Below are 21,020 nucleotides of genomic sequence, written 5' to 3'. Positions count from 1 at the left end.
GCTTCCATGAGCAGGGGTCAGAGCGAGGAACGTGCCATATTCGCCGCAGCTGGACATCCCTTCATAACGACTTAGTGAACGGCGTGGATCAACTGAGGAGTTCGTGTACGCTCCAAAAGCGCACGGCATTTCCACACGCAGCTCTCAGGAATGCCGTAGCCGAACCGACGAGCTCTTGCAGCAAATCTGGGCAATGACTGCCCGGAACGGCGGTTCGCTCGCAGTCAAGGACTTAAGGAGGAGTTCAATGACAACATCCACGAAGCGACGTGCCGCAACATCGGTTGCCGCACTCGCAGTCGCCGGTCTCGCCCTGACCGCCTGTTCCGGTGGCCCCGGCGTGCAGGACAGCTCGGGCGGCCCAAGCGACAACAAGGTCACGATCTACGGCACGATCGTCGACGCCGAAGCCGAGCTCCTCGAGGAATCGTGGGCCGGCTGGGCGGAAGAGAACGGCATCGAGATCGTCTACGAAGGCTCCAAGGAGTTCGAGACGCAGATCTCCGTTCGAGCCCAGGGCGGTACCCCGCCGGACATCGCAATCTTCCCGCAGCCCGGCCTCATGGGCGACCTCGCCAGTGGTGGCCTGCTCACGGAGGCACCGGAAGGCGTCGTCAGCAACCTCGAGCAGTACTGGTCGGAAGACTGGAAGACGTACTCCTCGTACGACGGCACGGTCTACGGGGCGCCACTCATGGCGAACCTCAAGGGCTTCGTCTGGTACTCGCCGAAGTTCTTCAAGGACAACGGATACGAAGTGCCGAAGACCTGGGAAGAGCTCATCACGCTCACCGGCGAGATCCAGGCCAAGACCGGAACCGCGCCCTGGTGCGCCGGCTTCGGCTCAGACGCCGCAACCGGCTGGCCGGGCACCGACTGGATCGAAGACCTGGTCATCCGCCAGCAGGGACCAGAGGTCTACGACCAGTGGGTCGCGAACGAGATTCCCTTCACCGACCCGCGCATCCAGGCCGCGTTCGATGAAGCAGGCAAGATCCTCACGAACCCCGACTACGTCAACGCAGGCTTCGGCGACGTGCGCTCCATCAACTCGACCGCATTCGGCGACCCAGCCGCGAAGCTCGTCGACGGCACGTGCGCGCTGCACCACCAGGCTTCCTTCTACGACGGCTTCATCACCGAAGCGGGCGGCACGGTCGGTGAGGACGGCGACGTCTGGGCCTTCATGACCCCGCCCGTCGAGGGCAAGGAACTCGCCGTCACGGGCGGCGGCGAGATCGTGGGATCGTTCAACGCGGACGAGGACACGGTCAAGGTCCAGGAGTACCTCTCCAGCCCTGAGTGGGCGAACAGCCGCGTCTCCCTCGGAGGCGTGATCAGCGCAAACACCGGTCTCGACCCGGCAAGCGCGTCCAGCCCCATCCTGCAGGAGTCCATCGCGATCCTCCAGGACCCGGCGACGACCTTCCGCTTCGACGGATCTGACCTCATGCCCTCGGCAGTGGGAGCAGGAACGTTCTGGAAGGGCATCATCGACTGGATCAACGGCACGGACGTCAACACCGTGACCACCCAGATCGAATCAGGCTGGCCCTCCAGCTAAGCACCGTGTTGTGGAGCACTCGGCGTCGCGCCGGGTGCTCCACACGCATTCCACCGCACGGACGACGACGTCCCCCGCGCACGTGCTTGTCTGCCACCCTGGAAGGTCACAATGGCAAGTTTCTTCACGTGGCTGGCCCAACTGCCGCCACTCCTGCAAGTCCCGATCGTCATCATCGCGTTCCTCGCGGTGGTTGCGCTCATCGTCTACTTCGTCGAGCTCGCCCCTCGACCCGGCAAGAAATACACGATCCTGCGGCTCGTCGTCTGCATCGCAGTCCCAGTCGCACTCGTGTTCATCCTCGGCACCTACACCTGGGCGGCAATCGTCGCCATCCTGCTCGGTGCGCTGCTCTTCTGGTTCGACCAGCGGTCGCGTGAAGGCGCCGGCTACCTGATCGGCCTCATCGGCTTCCTCGCACCTGCGCTGATCCTGGTGATCATCGGACTCATCGTCCCGAGCATCCAGACCACCGGCCAGGCGTTCACGAACAAGTCCGGCGACTTCGTCGGCCTCGAGAACTTCATCTGGATCTTCACGCAGCCAAGCGGAATCCGGACCGTCCTCAACACGATCATCTGGGTCGTCGTGACGCCGATCCTGTCGACAGTCGCGGGCCTCGCCTACGCCGTGTTCATCGACAAGTCGCGTGGTGAGAAGTTCCTGAAGGCGCTCGTCTTCATGCCCATGGCGATCTCGTTCGTGGGCGCGTCCATCATCTTCCGGTTCATGTACACGGCACGACCAGCCGATCAGGACCAGATCGGCCTCCTCAACCAGATCATCGTCTGGTTCGGCGGGCAGCCATACGATTTCCTCGCCGAGTCGCCACTGAACACGTTCTTCCTCATCATCGTGCTCATCTGGGTGCAGACCGGTTTCGCCATGGTCGTGCTCTCGGCCGCCATCAAGGGCGTTCCGATGGACCAGATCGAAGCCGCGTCCCTCGACGGTGCCAACCCGTGGCAGCGATTCATCAACGTCACGGTCCCCGGCATCCGTTCCTCGCTCGTCGTCGTCGTCACGACGATCTCCATCGCCTCGCTCAAGGTCTTCGACATCGTTCGCACGATGACCGCGGGCGCGAACGACACGAGCGTCATCGCGAACGAGATGTACACGCAGTTCAAGACCTTCGAGACCGGACGATCGGCCGCCTTCGCGGTCGTGCTGTTCATCCTCGTGCTGCCGATCATCATCTACAACGCGAACCAGATGAAGAAGCAGAGGGAGATCCGATGAGCGCCATCGTTCCAGTCGAACTGCCCGTCGACACGAAGACGGCGGAACAGCTCGCACGAGGCGAGAAGAGCACAAGCGGCAAGGTGAAGAAGAACCTCACCAGCCGCTGGGCCACCATCGCTGCGATCACGATCGCCGTGGTGTGGACCATCCCGACCTTCGGGCTCTTCGTCTCCTCGTTCCGGCCCAAGGCGGAGGTCGTCAGTACCGGCTGGTGGACGATCTTCCAGAACTGGGGCCTGACCTTCGACAACTACGTCGAGGTGCTCGCCTCCGGCAATACGCAGCTCACGATGGCGCAGGCGTTCCTGAACTCCATCGTCATCGCGCTCCCCGCGACGGTCATCCCGCTCGCGATCGCGTTGCTCGCCGCGTACGCGTTCGCGTGGATGGACTTCAAGGGCAAGAACTGGCTGTTCATCCTCGTCTTCGCCCTCCAGGTCGTGCCGATCCAGATGGCACTCGTGCCGCTGCTGCAGCTCTTCGCCCGCGGTGAGATCTTCGGTGTCCCCGTGATCGCCGCGTTCGGAGCAGATGCTGGCTTCGCACAGGTGTGGATCGCTCACTCGATCTTCGCCATGCCGCTCGCCATTTTCCTGCTGCACAACTTCATCTCGGAGATCCCGCGTGAGGTCATCGAGGCAGCTCGCGTCGACGGTGCGAGCCACGGCCAGATCTTCTTCCGCATCATCGTGCCGCTGACGCTGCCCGCCGTGGCCTCGTTCGGCATCTTCCAGTTCCTCTGGGTCTGGAACGATCTGCTGGTCGCGCTCGTCTTCGCGGACGGTGCGGTGGCCCCCATGACGAAGCTGCTTGCCGAGATCACGGGTTCGCGTGGTCAGGAATGGCCGCTCCTCACGGCTGGTGCGTTCCTCTCCATCCTCGTGCCCCTCATCGTGTTCTTCTCGCTGCAGCGCTACTTCGTCCGCGGCCTGCTGGCAGGATCCACGAAGGGCTAGTCCCGTCGGCGCCTCGGGCGCTCGCATCACACGACTGAGGGGGAGCCAGCCGGCTCCCCCTCAGTCGTGCGCTGACGCAGCAGTTCGTGGTGCCCGCTCCCTCGCTCCCCCATACCGACGCATCTCCTCGGTCGCGCAGCAGAACGCCCTCCCCAGATCTGTGATCTGGGGAGGGCGTTCGCCGCTCTGGAGAAGCGTGCTAGTTGGCGGCTCCGCTCGCGAGAGCGTCGTTCGCCTCCTGCAGGCGGATGGCCTCCGTGAGCGCACCGCTGATGCGCTGCTCGGTCTCCGGGTCGAAGATGTGGATGTGGTCGTTGTCCGTGGTGACGTAGATCGTCTCGCCCACCTCAGGGTGGCTGCGGCCGTCGACGCGAGCGACGATGTCCGTGCGCGTTCCGTCGATGATCGAGTGGCCGTAGAGGTAGCCCTCCGCGCCCAGCTCCTCGACGAGGTCGACCTCGACCTTGAGGCCCGGCTTCTCCTCGCGCGAGATGATGATGTCGTCGGGGCGGACTCCGACCGTGGCGGTACCGGACTTGAGCTTTGCCAGCGTGGCGCGCTCGAGCGGGATGACGTCGGTTCCGAAGCGAACGCCCTCTGAGGTGAGGTCGGCACCGAAGATGTTCATCGACGGGCTGCCGATGAAGCCGGCGACGAAGACGTTCTTCGGCTTCGCGTAGAGCTCGCGCGGCGTTCCGACCTGCTGGAGGACCCCGTCCTTGAGGACCGCGATGCGGTCACCCATCGTGAGGGCCTCGGTCTGGTCGTGCGTGACGTAGACCGTGGTGACGCCGAGGCGGCGGGTGAGGCTCGCGATCTGCGTACGCGTCTGCACACGGAGCTTCGCGTCGAGGTTGGAGAGCGGCTCATCCATGAGGAAGACCTGGGGGCTGCGCACGATGGCGCGACCCATGGCGACACGCTGACGCTGACCACCGGAGAGCGCCTTCGGCTTGCGGTCGAGGTACGGCTCGAGGTCGAGGATCTTGGCGGCCTCGAGGACACGCTTGGCGCGCTCTTCCTTGTTGATGCCAGCGATCTTGAGCGCGAAGCCCATGTTCTCGCCGACCGTCATGTGCGGGTAGAGCGCGTAGCTCTGGAACACCATGGCGATATCGCGGTCCTTGGGCGGGAGGTGCGTGACGTCGCGGTCGCCGATCAGGATGCGGCCGTGATTCACCTCTTCGAGCCCTGCCAGCATGCGCAGCGATGTCGACTTGCCGCAGCCGGATGGTCCGACGAGGACGAGGAACTCTCCGTCGTCGATCTCGAGATCCAGGCTGTCGACCGCGGGACGAGCGCCCTCGGTGTAGACGCGCGAGGCGCTTTCAAAGGTCACAGTTGCCATAGGAGTACTCCCTCATTACCGGCAGGTACGTGCCGGACGATCCGTAGTAATAGGTGAGGAGCAACGATGCGTTTCACTTCAAGCGACGCCGTCGGCGCTCCGCCACTGAGTATGTCAGAACTCAGCGGCGGGCGCTCGACTTTCTCAGATCAGAGCGCGGACTTCTCCGTGCGGACCAGGACGGCGCCAGAGTCCGGGCAGATCACGACGTCATCCGGCGCGGCGCGGCGGATCTTCTCGAGCTCGGGCCGGTCGAGAGCCACGTTGGTTCCGGTCGTGATGTTGCCGATGAGCTCGGCCGCGCCGACGCCGTAGCGCTCACGCTGCTTCTCGTACAGCGCGACGAGGTCAGCCGGCAGGCTCGCGAGGACGCTCGCCCGCTGCTCGGAGAGGACACGGTACTCGCCCTTGAGGTTGTCGCGAGCGGCGTCGCGCAGCACCGTGAGCTCCCGCGCGCGGTCTTCGACGCTTCGCTGCGATTCGAGCGCGCCCTCGTGCGCCGCGGTCTGCTCCTCCACGCGCTGCATGACCACGAGCTCGCCGTCCTCGAGAATCGTCCGGCGCCGCTGGAGCACCTCGATCTCGCGCTGCAGCGCCTCGATGTCCTTCCGGCTCGACGCACCCTGCAGCCGGTCGTTGTCGCGCTTCAGACGCGCCTCGACGGTCTCCACATCCGACTCGATCTTCTTGAGTTCGCTGCGCGAGTCCTCGAGCTGCCCGAGCAGCTGCACGACCTCAGCGCGGTGCTTCGTCCGCACCTCGTCGAGGGCGTTCAGGTGGTGCTGCTCTGGCAGGTTCTTCGCGACGTGCTGCACACGGCGGCGCTTGGTGTCGACCTCGGCCAGGTCGAGCAGACGGCGCTGGTCTGCTTCGCTGGCCTTCATGCCCGGCCCCGGTTCATGTCTTGGTTGTCGTTCATAGTTCCCTCATTCTGTCGTGAAGTCGTGTGCCGCCCGCGCAGGGCGCGCACGTGGCCCGCCGCGCACTACTGGGGAATGGCGAACTCCCACGGGTCGGTGCGGAGCTCGGACACCTCGACGTCGAGTTGCGGGAATTCCGCGCGCAGCTCACGAGCAGCATGGTCGAGCCACAGCCACTCGCTCGCCCAGTGCGAGGTGTCGATGAGTGCGGGCCCCCGACCGCGTGCGAGTGTCTGCTCGAGCGACTCCGAGGCCGGGTGGTGGCGAAGATCGCTCGTGATGTAGACGTCGGCCCCGACGACCTTCGGGTCCTCGAGCAGCGAGTCGCCGGCTCCGCCGCACAGCGCGACGGTCTCGACGAGGCGGTCGAAGGAGCCCGCTGCTCGGATCCCCGTCGCGGTTGCCGGCAGTATGCCCGCGAGAGCCCGTGCGAGCGCCCCGAGCGTCATGGGCTGCGGGAGGACGCCGACGCGTCCGAGGCCGCGGTCGGGGTTGTCTGCGGACGGCACGATCGGCGTGACCTGCTCGAGCCGGAGCGCAGCGGCGAGTGCCGCCGACGTGCCGGTCTCCACGACGTCGGCGTTCGTGTGCGCTGCGAGAAGCGCGCAGTCCGCGCGGATGAGCTGCGCGAGGAGCGAGCCCTTCGCGCTCGACTCCGCCACGGTCGTGACGCCGCGCAGAAGCAGCGGATGATGCACGAGCAGGAGGTCGGCGGATGTGTCGACGGCTTCGCTCACGGTCAGCTGGGCGGCATCGACTGCGAGGAGGATGCGGCCCACCTCAGCGTCGAGCGCGCCGGAGACGAGACCGACCGAGTCCCAGGACTCCGCTCCTGACGAGGGCCAGTTCCGCTCTCCGAAAATGAGCACGTCGCGCAGTCGGGTCACCATGGGGCGATTCTACCGGCGGTGCTGCCGTCCGGTGCCGCACTTTCCGCGTAGTGTTAGCACTCCGAAGCTCCCTCCCCCGGAGCCCTTCTCCCAGAGTTTCCCCCAGGAGACCTCTTGTCAGAGCAACAGCGTCGTGCTGTCCCAAATCCCGCAAAGCGTCCTACGATTCGCGACGTGGCGGCGGTTGCCGGCGTGTCCAAGTCGCTCGTCTCGCTCGTGTACAGCGATCCGGAGAAGGTCAGCGAGGCGCGGAAGAGCCGTGTGCTCGCAGCCGCCGACGAGCTGGGGTTCCGACCGAATCTGCTGGCCAGGTCGCTGGCGACCAACATGAGCGACTTCATCGGGATTCTCGTGGCAGACCCGATCAACCCCGTGTTCGCGGAGATCATCGACGCGGCGAGCCTGGAATTCGACCGGGCGGGTCGGCGCGGGCTGATGACGACCGCCGTGCTGCCCGAGTCGGGGACCGTGCGCCAGCTCGACGAGGGCACGATCGCGACGCTCAGCGATCTTCGGCCGAGGAGCGTCCTCATCGCCGGCTCCCTTCCTGATGCCGCCTCGCTCGGTGCTCTCGCGGAGGATCGTCCCGTCGTCGTGGCATCCGGCCTTGCCGAAGGGCTGCCGAACGCGGGCTGCGTGCGAACCGACGACCGCAAGGGCCTCGCGCTCCTGGTCGAGCATCTGACCTCCCTCGGCCACCGCGACATCGCGCATCTCGGAGGGCTTGCCGCCGCCGGCCGCAGCCGGGCGGAAGCCTACGAGGAAGCGATGACGGCGCACGGACTCGCCGGACACGTGCAGGTCCAGGAGAGCGACTTCACCGAGCTCGGAGGCTACGTCGCGGCGACGAGCCTGCTGTCCCGTGCGACCCCGCCGACCGCGATCATCGCACCAAACGACCTCGCCGCCCTCGGCGTGCAACGTGCGCTCGAGGAGCGCGGCCTGACGACGGACGACGTGGCGCTCACAGGCTACGACAACTCGTTCCTCGCATCCATCGCCGGTGTCTCGCTCACCTCCGTCGACCCGCACAACGGGGTCATCGGACGTGAGGCCGCGAGGTGGCTCATCGAGGCCGAGGCGGGCAACGAATCGCTGCCGCAGGAACTGCTCGTCGAACCGCGGCTCGTCGTCCGCCGTTCTTCGGGCAAGGGCGTCTGAGCTCAGCTCTCGTCTGCCGGTGAGAAGCGAACTCCCCACGAACTGCTCCAGACCTGCGCGACGTCGAGCTCGATGAGGTCGACGCCCGAATTGAGGGCGTCCGGTGGTGACGTCATCGGCTCCGCGGCGAACGCAAGGCCAGTGCCTCCGTGGTGCTCGTCGGGGCGGGGGAAGTCGGCGGGCGTGTAGAGCTGGAGGTGCCGGAAGTCGGCGTCGCCCCAGAGCTCGAGGCGGGCCCCGGCCGCGGACTCGACGCTCAGCAGCGTGCGGTCACCGGAAGGGCGGACGCGGAAGGCGTAGTTGAGGTCGAGATCGCCCACCCTGCGACCCGCACGAAGGTCGAACGTTCCTCCCGACACGACGGGCTCGGTTCCGACCGGGAGCAGTCGATCATCGAGCAGCACGCGCTCGACGAGGTCGGCGCTGACGACGAGATCGGCGATCGGCTCCTCTCCGACGCGGAAGTACGGGTGAGCACCGACCGCGAAGAGCGCCTTCTGCGTGCCGAGATTGGCGACCGTGTGCGTGACGACGAGGCCGTCGTCGACGGCCTCGTACCGCACCGTGTGGCGGAGCGTGAAGGGCCAGCCGTGCTGCGGGAACACCGTCGCGGAGAGTTCGAGGCCCGAGCCTGTCTCTCCGACGACCGCGTACTCCGTGTTGCGCAGGAGACCGTGCGAGGCGTTGCCCTTGCTTGGCTCCGTGATGTCGAGCTGCTGCGTCTTCCCGTCGTGCGCCCATCGGCCATCCCTGACCCTGTTCGGCCAGGGGAACAGCGTCAGGCCAGCGCCGAAGGGTGGGAGCACATCGTCGCCGAAGTCCTCGACGAGCTGCACGCCGCCGACCTCGAGGGAACGGAGCACCGCAGCGACCCGGCCGACCTTGACGCGGACTCGTCCGCTCACAACCTCGTGCTGGGGACCGGTGACTGGTGGATGCATGCGTCCACCGTAGCGGGACGCGCCGACGGCTCAGTCGCGGCGTGCCCAATCGCGCATCACGGCGCGTGCAGCGTGCAGACCCGGCATGCCGTGGACCCCGCCCCCGGGCGGCGTCGACGACGAGCACACGTAGAGTCCCCGTCGTCCGGCGCGGTAGGGATGCAGCGAGGGCGCCGGCCGGAACAGCTGCTGCGTGCCCGCCATCGAACCGCCGCCGATGTCACCGCCGACCAGGTTCGGGTTCCACGCTTCGAGCGCGCTCGGCGACCACTCTCGACGTTCGAGGACCACGTCTGCGAAGCCGGGCGCGAAGCGTTCGATCTGTGCTTCGAGAGCTGGGCGCACGTCGAGCGCTGTCCCGTTCGGGACGTGCGCGTACGACCAGAGGACCTGCCTGCCATCGTGTGTCCTGCTCGCGTCCGCAGCAGATTGCTGCGTGACCATGACAAACGGCCTCTCCGGCATGCGCCCGCGGTTGATGTCGCGTTCGGCCTCGATGATCTGCCGGAACTCCCCGCCGACGTGCACGGTGCCGGCGGACGCGACCCGCGCGTCCTCCCACGGCACGGGTCCGTCGAGCAGGTAGTCGATCTTGTGCACGCCAGCCCCGTACTTCCATCGTGCGAGGTGAGCGGCATAGCGCGACTCCAGCTGCTCCGGGGCGATGCGGAGGATCTGCTTCGGCGTGAGGTCGAGGAGGACGGCGTCAGCCCGCGGGAGGTCGCGGAGGTCGGTGACCTCTGCGTTGGTCTCGATGCGGCCGCCGTTGGCGAGGAGCACCCTGGCGAGCGCATCCGTAATGCTCGCCGAGCCGCCCTTCGCCACGGGCCACCCGGTGCTGTGGCCGAGGGCGCCGAAGGCGATGCCGAACGCCGATGTCAGAGGCCGCGTGAGCGGCAGCGTCGCGTGCGCCGAGGAGCCGCCGAGGAGTGCCTTGGCCGCGCCGCTTCGGAAGACGAGGTTCGCGAGCGTCGCCGCCGGCAGGGCCCCCAAGACCCCGAGTCGCACCATGTCGACGGGATGCGGGGGAATTCGCAGGAGCGGACCCATCGCGTTCTCCACCGTCTCGAAGGGATGGTGCGAGAAGTGCTCGTGCAGGCGTCGCCAGTTGGGGCCGTCGACGCCGAGCTCCTGGGCCGTGCGTTCGATGTCCCTGTGCAGCATCGCCGCGCGGCCGCCTGGCAGCGGGTGCGCCATCGGGATCTCGGGCTGCACCCATTCGAGCCCGTTCTGCTCGAGCTCAAGCTCGCGAAACGCCGGGCTCGCGACGCCGAAGGGATGCGCCGCAGCCCCGAGGTCGCTCACGAAACCGGGCCCGAACAGCTCGGCGGACCTCGCCGCTCCTCCGATCTGGGGGTCCCGCTCGTACACGGTGACCTCGACGCCGCGCCTCGCAAGGAGCGCTGCAGCTGTGAGTCCGTTCGGACCCGCCCCGACGACAACCGCTCGGCGGCTCACCGCCCTGCGCCCGCCCGTGGGTCCTGCTCGAGGAATCGTTCCTCGACGGAGTCGCGGCTGATGCTCTGGATGAGCTCGATCTGGGTGTGCGCACGGGCTTCGAGTTCCTGCAAGCCGGAGAGCACGAGTCGCGGGTCCCGGGGCTGCACTGCGATGAGCGCCTCCCACATGGAGAGCTTGGCGCGCACCATGCCGGTGAGGGTGTCGAGTTCGAGCTGCGTGCTCGGGCGCTGCCTGAGGCGCAGGATGTTCACCGGGTTGAACGTGCCCGCCACGCGCGCCGCGTTCGTGAGCCAGAGCTTCAGGAGCGACTCGCGGTAGCCGAGCTGATCGATGAGCGACGCCAGGTCGCGGCGGTCGGCCGCGATGTGGGTGATGAGCAACCGCATCGTCGGCTCGTGCGGCGATCCGGCCCACGTCGCCTTGGCCGACTTGAATGCGCGCAGCCCCGCCTCCGAGGCCAGGAGGTGCGCGTTGAGATATCCCGCGTACACGTCGTGGTCGAATCCTCGTGCCGTTGTCATGCCCTGCTCCTCTCGCTTGCCGTATCCCGATTGTCTCGTGGCTCGAGATTCGGGGCGCACAGGTCTTCCAGGTAGCCAGCGAAGCCGCCCGGCGTGCGTCCGCGTTGCCGTCCCGATGTCAGGACGGGTGAGCTAGCCGTCGAATGCACGGTGAAGCCGCACGCGCTGACCGCGGCGGCAAGGCCGGTGTCCTCCTGTTCCCGGATCGGAGGGAACCCACCGGCGGCGAGATAGGCCGAGGCCCGGACGCCGAGGTTCGCACCGTGGATGTGCGGGTGCCCTTCGACGCTCGAGTAGTCCCGACGCCACCTGGCCTCGATGTGCGGAGCATCTGCCTGGGGTTCGACGTTCACCGTCCCCAGCAAGAGGTCGATGCCTGCGTCGGCGAACTCGAGGTGTGTGAGCAGCCAGCCCCGCGGCACGGCGGAGTCGGCATCGGTGGAGGCGATCCACGTCGAGGTCGGGTCGACGGTTGTCGGGTCGCCCCCGGAGCTGAGGCTGAGGGCGGCCCTCACCCCCGCACGTCTGGCTTCGCCGACAGAGCCGTGCAGGCCCTCGATCACGCGGATGCGCTCGTCCCGCTCGGAGGCTCGGGCCGCGATCCGCGCGCTCGCGTCGCGGCAGCTGTCGAGGACGAGGACAAGCTGCACCCGAACACCTGCGCTCGCGCAGCGGATCGAGTCCATCGCGACCGTCAACGCGGCGAGGCACTCGGCCAGCGTCTCCGCTTCGTCGCGGGCGGGCACCACGATCCGCAGATCGCGGATGGGGGTGCTCGAGCTCCCCGCACCGGTCGCCGGACCGCTCACCGGGCTCGTCACCGTCATCCGGCCGCGCTCGCAGACTGTTGAGCATCAGAGGCTGCGGCCGAGGCGAAGCAGGAGCCCCCGCTCGGCGGCATCCCGTTCTCGTAGATATCGATGAGGGTCTCGTCCTGCACGTAGGAGGCGAGGCTGCGCATGCCGAGTCGTGCTGCGAGGGCGTGCACTCGGTCGCCGTCGAGCGGCCAGCCGTCGATCGGACCGCGCCAGTGGCAGAGCACGAGCACGCCGGTCGGCGAGAGGGCTCGGCGGGAGTTGGCGAGGAGCTCGCAGAGCTCGTCCTCCGCCAGGTAGTAGCCGGTCTCGGAGACGATGACGAGATCGAGCTGACCGGGTCCGAGACCGAGACTGTCCCAGTCGTGCGGCAGGGTTGCCTTGGCCAGATCGACGCCGGTGAGATCGGCGAGTCTCGCCGCGGCGAGGCCAAGGGCGGTGGCACTCGCGTCGACGGCGAGCAGGTGATCGCACCGCTCTGCGAGCGCTGCGGTGCTCTCGCCGATGGAGCAGCCGATCTCGAGGGCGCGCCCGTACGTCTCGTCGGGCAGCATCCCGACCATGAGGGCGAGCTTGCGCCGCTCGTACCAGCTGGATCGAAGGTCCCAAGGGTCGTCCGCGTCTGCATGGACGCCATCGAACGTGTGACTCGCCGAGCCGGCGTCGCGCGTCGCGCTCGCCGTCACCCGGAAGACCTCGAAGCTCCTCGAGAAGTGCTCGACCTGGCTGGCCCCGAGCACCGTCTCATCGCCGATCTCGTCGGAGAGCGCGTGCAGCTGCGAGGCGTGCGCGTCGAGGGCGGCCGCCTTGTCGTCGGTCTCACCCGGTGAGAGCGGGAGCCGCATCCAGTGACGCCACTCGCTGTCGCGCGCGGGGTGTGCCCAGTGCCAGAACCAGATCGGGAACTCGAGGAGCAGCGCGCCGGACTCGGCGGCGGCCCGCGCGAGCGCGGCACCGACGGTGTCGTGGTCCGTGTGTCCGTCTCTCCGGTAGGGCGCGGCGATGACGACACGCTGTGCCGGCGAATTCCGGACCATCTTCGCTGCGGCCTCTGCGATGAGGTCGGTGGACTGCGAGAGCTGGCCGTCGCCGAGGCCGAGCTCGACCGACTCGATGGAGCCCGACTGGCCGCCGGTGGCCCCGGACCCCGCTGACGGACTCGTGCGGAGCCGTCTGAGTGCCTCGTGGAACTCTGCTCGTCGCAGCTCGGCGAGCGCCGGTGGCTGGACGCTCGGCGAAGCTGGGTGCGAGGCCTCGCCCCAGGTGCACAGCAGGACGCGCACGGCGGCTCCGGCCGCGAGTGCCCTGCGGATGAGGCCAGCGGCGCCGAGGCACTCGTCGTCGGGGTGCGCGGCTCCGACGATGAGCAGCGTCTCCGGACCGAGTGCATCTTCCAGCGCGAGGGTCGGAAGGTGCTCGATACCGGCTTCCCGCCAGGCTGCCTCTGGTGTCCCCGTGTCCAGATGCGTGAACTCCACCGATGCGGCGCCGATCACGAGTCGTCCCCCGAGATCGATGGGGCTTCGGAGGAGCGGTGCAGCGCGGCCGCGAGCTGCTGCCCGTGAGCTGCGTCGTCGCGGGCTCCGTGATGCTGGCTGAGGTACATGGTGAGGTCGGCGACCCGTCGTGCGTGCGTGGCGTCGAAGGCGAGGGGGCCAGGCCCCATGGCTTCTCCGCAGAGTGCCAGCAGGCGCCAGCAGGCGGAGGCGGTGTTCCCGCGCACCCGTTGGGCAAGAGCCCAGTCGGCGCTTCCTGCGTCGATGCGGTCGGCGGCGTCGTCGAGCTGGACCTGGACGCCGTGCAGCAGACGATCCGCCTCACCGAGCCAGGCGAGACCGAGCTGGTCCGGTTCCCTGCCGCCCACAGCGCGTTCGAGCGCACGCCCGAGGGCCACCGCTCCCCCGAACCACACGGCGGCGACCGCGATCCCACCCCAGGCGAACCCCGGACGCGAGGTGTACCAGTCGGCGACATCCCCCACGGCTCTCGCAGTCGCCGAGTGGAGATCGACCGGCCCGCTCGGCACTCCACGGAGGCCGGTCAAGGGTGCCCCGCCTTCACGCGGCACCACCGCCGCCTGCCGGAGGTCGACCACGAACATCCACTCCCCCGTCGAATCCGACGCGGTGACGAGTGCACGATCGAGTTTCGCTGCGAGCGAGCACCAGCGCTTGGTGCCGGTCAGCTCCGCGTCCGGAGCCTCGGCGACGCTGTGCGAGTCCGTTCCCGAAAGCCAGCGGACAGCCACCGGCGACGCAGAAGCGAAGACGCCCCAGGCTTCACCGCCTCCGACTTCTGCCCCCGCCTGCGCGAGGATCGCAGCGGCGTCGAAGTGCGGCTCGACGACACGGGCGGCGGTGAGATCGATCGCAGCGATGCTCGACAGCAGATGCAGCAGCGAGCGAGTGCGACCGCGTCCAGGCACTGGGACAGGAGGGAGCTCGCGCAGGACGCCGAGCATCTGCGGGGCGTCCCCTGCGCACTCCTCGGCGGCCTCGAGGAGCCGGGCGCTGCCGTCCCAGAAGTCGGCGTCGACCCCGATCCTGCCCATGAACTCGAGCACCCTGTTCTCCCTCCAGCCATACCCAACGGCGGGACGCTGCACTCCCCGGTCCACAGCACGCTACGCACGCCGACCGTGAGGGCACAGGAGGGTTGACACCAGGTGAGCGACCCGATAATCATGCGCGCTCCCGAGTAGCGGCAGGCGCTCAGGCACGCGGAGGAAACTCCCACGGAGCGGACCGAGCCTTCCCGTAGCGTCGTGACCCTCATGACGCAGACTCCCCCCGGATTCCCCCTTCGCGACTACGCCGCCATCGGCGACGGGCGCACCATCGCCCTCGTCACGCCCGACGGGCGAATCGACTGGCTGCCGCTGCCCAACCTCGACTCGCTCCCGGTCTTCGCGCGCCTCCTCGACGACGAGACAGGCGGGTACGTCGAGCTGACCCCCGCGGGCGACTTCACGTCCACGAGGCGCTACATCGAGCAGACCAACGTGCTCGAGACCACCTACACGAGCGGGAGCGGTGTGGCACGCGTCACCGACGCCATGGTCACGGGCGTCGCCGGGCGCCTGCCCTGGGCCGAGCTCGCCCGACGAATCGACGGCATCGACGGCAGCGTCGAGTTCACCTGGCGCGTCGTACCCGGCACGATGCTCGGCACCAGGTCCCCGTGGCTCGACCGCGTCGGCCAGCACACCATCATCCGGTGCGGCGAGCTCTCCCTCGCCGTCGTCGGCAGCGAGCACGGCCCCGAGAGCGCCGACCCGCGCAGCGGAGCGGAGGAGGCCGAACTCCGCGGCGGGTTCACGACCGCACCCGATTCGCGACACCTGCTGGTCCTGACCGCCACCGAGGGCGAGCCCCTCCGCGTTCCCGAGCCAGAGAACGTCGACAAGGGCATCGACCGAACCATCGAGAGCTGGCTGAGCTGGTCCGAGGAGTTCTCCTACGACGGCCCATGGTCCAAGCAGGTGCAGCGCAGCGCGCTGGCGCTGAAGCTCCTCATCTACAGTCCCACGGGTGCTATCGCCGCGGCGGGAACGTCGTCGCTGCCCGAGAACCCGGCAGGCGGCAAGAACTGGGACTATCGGTTCGCCTGGATCCGCGACCTCGCCTACACCGCGCACGCCCTCGTCTGGTTCGGCCTCAGGGAGGAGACGCACGCGGCGATCTCCTGGCTGCTGCGCACCATCCGCGAGCAGGGCCCGGACATCTACGTCATGTACTCGCTCAACGGCGAGACGTGCGCGGGCGTCGAGAAGTACGACGTCCCCGGGTGGCGCGGCAACGGCCCCGTCGTGACGGGAAACCCCGCGCAAGGGCAGCTGCAGCTCGGCATCTACGGCGACCTCATCGCCATCAGCCGCACCTACGTCGACGACGGCAACCTCCTCGACGTCGAAACCGCACGACTCCTCGCCAAGGTGGCCGACAAGGCCTGCGACGACTGGCGCAAGCGAGACGCAGGAATGTGGGAGCTCGGCGAAGAACAGCACTACACCTCCTCCAAGATGGGGTGCTGGCAGGCGCTCAACGACGCGATCGCGCTCGCAGAGGGCGCGCACATCGAAGGAGACGTCGACCGCTGGCGAGCGGAACGGGACCGCATCCGAGCGTGGACGCTGGAGCACTGCTGGTCTGAGGAGCTCGGCAGCTACGTCATGCATCCCGGCTCGGATCGCCTCGACGCCTCCGTGCTGCTCCACGCGCCGAGCGGCTTCGATCGCGGTGAGCGCATGTCGTCCACCATCGACGCCCTGAGCAGGGAACTCGGCCGCGGCGCTCTCCTCTACCGGTACTCGGGAGTCGCCAGCGAAGAGCACACCTTCGTCGCCTGCGCCTTCTGGCGGGTCTCGGCGCTCGCCTGCGTCGGCCGTTCCTCGGAGGCGATCGCGGCAATGGACGAGCTCGTCGAGCAGACCAACGACGTCGGGCTGCTCGCCGAGATGATCGCCACCGGCGACGGTGCCTTCTGGGGCAACCTCCCGCAGGGACTCAGCCACCTCGCGCTCATCAACGCCGCCCTCCTGATCAGACAGCTCGCACCGGAAGAAGCCACAGATGACCAGTGAACCGACCGTCTTCCGCGAGCTGCGCTCGGTGCTCGTCGAGAGCATCTGGTGGGATGCTCGCACCTCCGAACTCGCCTGGGTCGACATCACGATGGGCACCTTCCATCGGGCGAGGCTCGACGGGGCTCGCGACGGCAGCGACGACCGAGTCTCCGTTCTCCCCGCCCCGGTCAGCGCCGTGCAGCCAGCTGCCGGGGGTGGCTTCGTGGCGTCGCTCCAGGACCGCATCGTCGTGCTCGGGCCGGACGGTGAGCTGCAGAAGACCATCGCCTCCGTCGTCCACTCCCACGGTGGCATCCGCTTCAACGAGGGCAAGGTCGACCCGTTCGGCCGCTTCGTCGTCGGGTCGATGAACACCACCTCGCCCGCGGCGGATGGAGCACTGTACACCTTCGACGCCGACGGCACCGTCCGCCTGCTCCTCGGTGGGTTCCACACGACGAACGGCCTCGAATGGAGCGACTCCGGCGACACGATCTTCGTGACCGACACGTCGACGCAGACCATCTACCGGGCGAGCTACGGCCCTGGCCCCGACGACCTCGGCGAGCTGGAGCCGTTCATCCACGGGCGCAACTCGGACGGGCTGGCCAGGGACATCGACGGCTCGTTCTGGAACGGCATCTACGGGGCTGGACGCGTGGCGCACTGGGACCCCAGCGCGTCGCCGTTGGGTGACCTCACCCTTCCGGCGCCGAACGTCACGTCGGTCGCCTTCGGCGGCGACGGGCTCTCGACGCTGTTCGTCGGAACGGCGCGAGAGAACCTCACCGAGAGCGACCTCGTCGACGCACCCCTCAGCGGCTCGATCTTCGCCATCGAGGGCGTCGGGCACGGTCGCCCCGCCAACGTCTTCGGGGCATCCGCGAGCCCGCAGTGACCCCCTCGTTCTTCTCTTCCCCACGCACGTCACTTCTCGAACCAAGACTGGAGACACGCACATGGATCTCGGCATCACCGGCAAGAAGGCACTCATCACCGGAGGGGACTCCGGCATCGGCTGGGAGACCGCCAGGCAGCTGCTCGACGAGGGCGCGATCGTCGTCCTGAGCGACAAGGACCCGGACGCACTCGCGGAGGCGGCCGCCAAGCTCGAGGCGCCGGACGGCAGGCTGTTCGCGCACGCGGCCGACATCACCCGACTCGATGAGCTCGCCGAACTGCACGGCTTCGTGCAGGAGCACGTGGGCGACATCGACATCCTCGTGCAGTCCGCGGGGATCACCGGGGCGCAGGGGCTATTCCACGAGATCGACGACGAGGGATGGACGAAGACCGTCGAGATCGACCTGCTCGGTCCCGTCCGGCTCGTCCGGCAGTTCCTCCCCTCGCTCCGCAAGGGCGGTTGGGGCAGGATCGTGTTCCTCGCCTCTGAGGATGCGGTGCAGCCCTACGACGACGAGCTTCCCTACTGCGCGGCGAAGGCCGGCATCCTCGCGCTCTCCAAAGGACTCTCACGCAGCTACGCGTCGGAGGGACTGCTCGTGAACGCGGTCTCCCCGGCCTTCATCTCGACGCCGATGACCGACGCGATGATGGAGAAGCGCGCCAAGGAGCTCGGCACGGACGTCGACGAGGCGATCGAGTCGTTCCTCGACGAGGAGCGACCGTACATGGAGCTGGGCCGCCGCGGCGAGCCGAGCGAGGTCGCCTCCGTCATCACCTTCCTCTGCTCAGACCGGGCCTCGTTCGTGAACGGCTCGAACTACCGGGTCGACTCGGGCTCGGTCGTGACGATCTAGCCGCCGCTCGGCGCCCGCACACCACCACAGACACCACGTACAGGAGACGAACATGGCAAATCAGTACACCTTCACCGACCCCACCAAGCTCTACAGCGAGATCACGCCGAACTCCGACGACCAGACCGAGCCGGGCCTCGACGCGAAGCTCCGTGACACGGCGGACCTGGGCGAGAGCACCTACGAGGGATCCGGGCGCCTCAAGGGGCGTCGCGCACTCGTGACCGGCGGTGACTCCGGCATCGGCGCCGCCACGGTCATCGCGTTCGCCCGCGAAGGCGCCGACGTCGCGCTCGCCTACCTGCCCGAGGAGCAGGAGGACGCCGACCGGATCACCGCCATCGCCCAGGACGCGGGCGTCAACGTGGTGCAGCTCCCCGGCGACCTGACCGACGACAAGTACGTGAAGGGCCTCGCGGATGCGGCGGTCGCGAAGCTCGGCGGACTCGACATCCTCGTCAACAACGCGGGCAAGCAGATCTTCAACGAAGACCTCACGACGCTCACGAGCGAGCAGTTCGACGAGACGTTCAAGGTCAACGTCTACGCGATGTTCGAGATCTCCAAGGCCGCGATCCCCCACCTCCCGCCGGGTTCGACGATCATCAACACGACGTCCATCCAGGCCTACTCGCCCGCGGCCATCCTCGTCGACTACGCGTCGACGAAGGCGACCATCAACGCCTTCACGAAGGCGCTCGCCCAGCAGCTCGCGCCCAAGGGCATCCGCGTGAACGCCGTCGCCCCCGGACCGATCTGGACGCCCCTGCAGGTCACCGACGGTCAGCCGCCGGAGAAGGTCGAGGAGTTCGGCGAGGACACGCCGCTCGGCCGCATGGGTCAGCCGGCTGAGCTTGCACCCGCGTACGTTTTCCTCGCGTCGCCCGAGTCGAGCTATGTGCTCGGCGAGACACTGAACGTGAACGGCGGCATGCCGACACCGTAGGGCTCCCCTGTCCCACGGAAGCGGGCGCCCGGGCCTCAGGCTCGGGCGTCCGCGCTCGTTTCCGGGGTCGTCTCCGGATCAGCCGTCGTCGGGCAGGTGATGGTCACGGTCGTTCCGGTCTCGTCCGTCTCGAAGCGGATGCGGGCGTGCACCAGCGCTGCGCGCTGACGCATGGATCCGACCCCGAACGTGGTCGCCGCGAGCTGCTCGAGGGGCGCTGCGGCGCCGGTGCCGTCATCGGTGACCGTGAGCACCAGCGTGGAGGGCCGCCAGAGCACGACCACGTCGATGCGGCTCGCCCCTGCATGCCGCCGGGCGTTCCGGATCGCCTCGACGGCGATCGCGTGGAGCTCTTCGGCGGCTGGTGCCGATACCGCGCCCCTCGTCCCGATCTCCGTGACCTCGACGGGAGCCGCGCCCGCCAGCTCGTGTGCGGCGTAGTCCATGAGGGCATCCGGGAAGCCTGCGGGGGCGGGACGCTCCAGATCCCAGGCCATCGCCTCCACGAGGGCAGCGTCATCGCCGGCAAGCGAGGGCAGCACGGTCTCGCGAAGCTGGCGAGCCAGCCTGAGCTCGGCCACTCGCTGGACGCCGGAGAGCTGGGTGCGCAGCGTCTCGGCGTAGGCGAGCGCACCGGGGACGAACCTGCCGAAGACGCTCGCGTGCAGGACGAGCGCGACGGTCACAGTCGGCACAGGAAGGCGACCCGCGAAGACGGGGAGCGCGGTCTCGAACAGGAGGTTCGCCGAGACGAGGGGCTGCGCTGGGTGCAATCCCTGCGACAGGAGGACATCGGCGGTCGCCTGCATGAGGCCCAGATCCATCGCGGCGGGCGCTTGCAGGTGCCCGTAGTCGCGGAGACCGGCCAACCTCGTCCACGCCTCCGTGAGGATGCCGACGACGTGGGCTCGGAACACCGGATCAAGCTGCCCGTCCTCGACGGCGGCGTCGCCACGCTCGAGGAGCAGCGTCGTCGCGGTCTCGAGGACCTCATCGATGGCATCGGCCAACCCGGCTTCGGGCGAGTCGGGAGCTGCTTGGTCGCGAAGGAGGGAGTCGTCGGTCACGGTCCCGATCGTAGATGGGCCGGTCGCAGTCACGTGTCAGCCGCGCGGCCCTAGTCTGACGCAGGTGACGAGCACTCCGAAGACGACGACCGCGAGGGCGCCTGCCCCTGTCGCTGCGCTGCGGATCGCCGTCGGGCTGGGCACCATCGGGCTGCTCGGGTTCACCTACGCGGGCCGAATCGAGGTCGGCGACGACAACCCGTTCGACTTCTTCGGCTACTTCACGAATCAGACGAGCCTGTTCACGAGTCTGCTCCTCATCGTCGCAGGCGTCCTCGCTGTCCGCGGGCGCACAGCACCAAATTGGCTCACCCTACTGCGCGCGATCGCCACGAGCTGCATGATCATCGTCGGGGTGATCTACAACACCCTCGTCCCCGGAACTGGCTCCGCTCCTCCCTGGGCCAGCGCCATCCTCCACGTGGTCTTCCCCGCCTACGTGGTCCTCGACTGGCTGCTCGTCGGAGATCGCCGCCCACTCCCGTGGCGTGGGCTCTGGCTCGTGCTCCCCTACCCGCTCCTGTGGATGCTCGTCGTGCTGCTGCGAGGCGCGACTGACGGGTGGGTTCCATACGGCTTCCTGCTGCCGGAGCGCGGCATTGCTCTCCTGGCGCTCCACGTCGTGGGCCTCCTCGTCGCCCTCATCGCGGCCGCGTCGCTCGTCTGGTGGGCCTCGCGATTCCGCGGCCTGCCTCGGGCGACGGTTCAGCACTGAGTCGCGGCGACGATCCGTGCTGGGCTCTGATCTACGGGTTCTCCGTCACGAATGTCATCCGCTCGTCGCTTTCCGGTCATCCTCTGGACCGAGTCAGATGGTTCCAGAGCGGGTCGTAGCGGGCACCTTCAGCTGACAGCTTTGAA

The 21,020-nt window shown here is 68.1% G+C and carries 19 protein-coding genes; 9 read left to right on the top strand and 10 right to left on the bottom strand.

All coding sequences use genetic code 11. From position 1 onward, the window contains the following. The first annotated feature begins 247 nt into the window (after nt 1–247). The 3 genes from C5E07_RS05500 (at nt 248) to C5E07_RS05490 (ending at nt 3,765) form a co-directional block, all read left to right on the top strand. Nucleotides 248–1,564 (top strand): ABC transporter substrate-binding protein, encoded by a 1,317-nt coding sequence (locus C5E07_RS05500; RefSeq protein WP_104241369.1) that lies wholly within the window; start codon nt 248–250, stop codon nt 1,562–1,564. 111 nt (nt 1,565–1,675) lie between these two features. After that, entirely contained in the window at nt 1,676–2,806 is a 1,131-nt protein-coding gene (locus C5E07_RS05495; RefSeq protein ID WP_104241370.1) for a carbohydrate ABC transporter permease, read from the top strand. Next, nucleotides 2,803–3,765, top strand: a complete 963-nt coding sequence (locus C5E07_RS05490; protein WP_104241371.1) for a carbohydrate ABC transporter permease — start codon at nt 2,803–2,805, stop codon at nt 3,763–3,765. The genes C5E07_RS05495 and C5E07_RS05490 overlap by 4 nt, the downstream gene beginning before the upstream one ends. A 199-nt stretch (nt 3,766–3,964) precedes the next feature. Here C5E07_RS05490 and C5E07_RS05485 read toward each other — a convergent pair whose 3' ends face one another. The 3 genes from C5E07_RS05485 to C5E07_RS05475 all read right to left on the bottom strand — a co-directional run bounded on the left by C5E07_RS05485 (nt 3,965) and on the right by C5E07_RS05475 (nt 6,923). After that, nucleotides 3,965–5,113 (bottom strand): ABC transporter ATP-binding protein, encoded by a 1,149-nt coding sequence (locus C5E07_RS05485; protein WP_104241372.1) that lies wholly within the window; start codon nt 5,111–5,113, stop codon nt 3,965–3,967. Between the two features lie 149 nt (nt 5,114–5,262). Next, nucleotides 5,263–5,997 (bottom strand): zinc ribbon domain-containing protein, encoded by a 735-nt coding sequence (locus C5E07_RS05480; RefSeq protein WP_104298715.1) that lies wholly within the window; start codon nt 5,995–5,997, stop codon nt 5,263–5,265. A 101-nt stretch (nt 5,998–6,098) separates the two neighbouring features. Next, the gene (locus C5E07_RS05475) at nt 6,099–6,923 is read right to left on the bottom strand and encodes a Nif3-like dinuclear metal center hexameric protein (protein ID WP_104298714.1); all 825 of its coding nucleotides are present in this window, start codon (nt 6,921–6,923) and stop codon (nt 6,099–6,101) included. 174 nt (nt 6,924–7,097) lie between these two features. On the opposite strand from C5E07_RS05475, the gene C5E07_RS05470 reads away from it, so the two are divergent. Further along, nucleotides 7,098–8,084, top strand: coding sequence for a LacI family DNA-binding transcriptional regulator (locus C5E07_RS05470; protein WP_181057823.1), 987 nt, complete (start codon nt 7,098–7,100; stop codon nt 8,082–8,084). A 2-nt stretch (nt 8,085–8,086) separates the two neighbouring features. Here C5E07_RS05470 and C5E07_RS05465 read toward each other — a convergent pair whose 3' ends face one another. Genes C5E07_RS05465 through C5E07_RS05440 form a run of 6 tightly spaced genes read right to left on the bottom strand, consistent with a single transcriptional unit; the run spans nt 8,087 to nt 14,385 of the window. Next, nucleotides 8,087–9,025: an aldose 1-epimerase family protein gene (locus C5E07_RS05465; RefSeq protein ID WP_104298712.1), complete on the bottom strand. Its 939-nt coding sequence runs from the start codon at nt 9,023–9,025 to the stop codon at nt 8,087–8,089. 30 nt (nt 9,026–9,055) lie between these two features. Next, nucleotides 9,056–10,483 carry an NAD(P)/FAD-dependent oxidoreductase gene (locus tag C5E07_RS05460; protein WP_104298711.1) on the bottom strand — a complete coding sequence of 476 codons (1,428 nt, stop codon included), beginning with the start codon at nt 10,481–10,483 and terminating at the stop codon, nt 9,056–9,058. Continuing rightward, the gene (locus C5E07_RS05455) at nt 10,480–11,007 is read right to left on the bottom strand and encodes a hypothetical protein (protein WP_104298710.1); all 528 of its coding nucleotides are present in this window, start codon (nt 11,005–11,007) and stop codon (nt 10,480–10,482) included. Before C5E07_RS05455 ends, C5E07_RS05460 begins: the two co-directional genes overlap by 4 nt. Then, complete coding sequence (locus C5E07_RS05450) at nt 11,004–11,834, bottom strand: glycosyltransferase family 2 protein (protein ID WP_104298709.1); 831 nt, start codon at nt 11,832–11,834, stop codon at nt 11,004–11,006. The genes C5E07_RS05455 and C5E07_RS05450 overlap by 4 nt, the downstream gene beginning before the upstream one ends. Further along, a complete protein-coding gene (locus tag C5E07_RS05445) occupies nt 11,831–13,318 on the bottom strand; it encodes a bifunctional PIG-L family deacetylase/class I SAM-dependent methyltransferase (protein ID WP_104298708.1) in 1,488 nt (495 codons plus the stop codon). The genes C5E07_RS05450 and C5E07_RS05445 overlap by 4 nt, the downstream gene beginning before the upstream one ends. Next, nucleotides 13,315–14,385, bottom strand: coding sequence for an acyl-CoA dehydrogenase family protein (locus tag C5E07_RS05440; RefSeq protein ID WP_104298707.1), 1,071 nt, complete (start codon nt 14,383–14,385; stop codon nt 13,315–13,317). The genes C5E07_RS05445 and C5E07_RS05440 overlap by 4 nt, the downstream gene beginning before the upstream one ends. 210 nt (nt 14,386–14,595) lie before the next feature. On the opposite strand from C5E07_RS05440, the gene C5E07_RS05435 reads away from it, so the two are divergent. From C5E07_RS05435 to C5E07_RS05420, 4 genes are all read left to right on the top strand, one after another. Beyond that, a complete protein-coding gene (locus tag C5E07_RS05435; RefSeq protein ID WP_104298810.1) occupies nt 14,596–16,404 on the top strand; it encodes a glycoside hydrolase family 15 protein in 1,809 nt (602 codons plus the stop codon). Next, nucleotides 16,394–17,284, top strand: a complete 891-nt coding sequence (locus tag C5E07_RS05430) for an SMP-30/gluconolactonase/LRE family protein (RefSeq protein ID WP_104298706.1) — start codon at nt 16,394–16,396, stop codon at nt 17,282–17,284. The genes C5E07_RS05435 and C5E07_RS05430 overlap by 11 nt, the downstream gene beginning before the upstream one ends. A 61-nt stretch (nt 17,285–17,345) precedes the next feature. Further along, nucleotides 17,346–18,146 (top strand): SDR family NAD(P)-dependent oxidoreductase, encoded by an 801-nt coding sequence (locus tag C5E07_RS05425; RefSeq protein WP_104298705.1) that lies wholly within the window; start codon nt 17,346–17,348, stop codon nt 18,144–18,146. Nucleotides 18,147–18,198: 52 nt separating this feature from the next. Next, complete coding sequence (locus tag C5E07_RS05420) at nt 18,199–19,092, top strand: SDR family oxidoreductase (protein WP_104298704.1); 894 nt, start codon at nt 18,199–18,201, stop codon at nt 19,090–19,092. A gap of 35 nt (nt 19,093–19,127) precedes the next feature. Here the strand turns inward: C5E07_RS05420 and C5E07_RS05415 are convergent, their stop codons facing one another. Next, entirely contained in the window at nt 19,128–20,159 is a 1,032-nt protein-coding gene (locus C5E07_RS05415) for a sensor histidine kinase (RefSeq protein ID WP_104298703.1), read from the bottom strand. Between the two features lie 64 nt (nt 20,160–20,223). On the opposite strand from C5E07_RS05415, the gene C5E07_RS05410 reads away from it, so the two are divergent. Beyond that, nucleotides 20,224–20,874 carry a Pr6Pr family membrane protein gene (locus C5E07_RS05410; protein WP_104298702.1) on the top strand — a complete coding sequence of 217 codons (651 nt, stop codon included), beginning with the start codon at nt 20,224–20,226 and terminating at the stop codon, nt 20,872–20,874. Nucleotides 20,875–21,020: the final 146 nt, after the last annotated feature.

The sequence above is a fragment of the Pseudoclavibacter sp. RFBJ3 genome, assembly GCF_002931375.1.
GTDB lineage: Bacteria > Actinomycetota > Actinomycetes > Actinomycetales > Microbacteriaceae > Pseudoclavibacter.
This window is presented reverse-complemented; position numbering and strand designations above follow the sequence as displayed.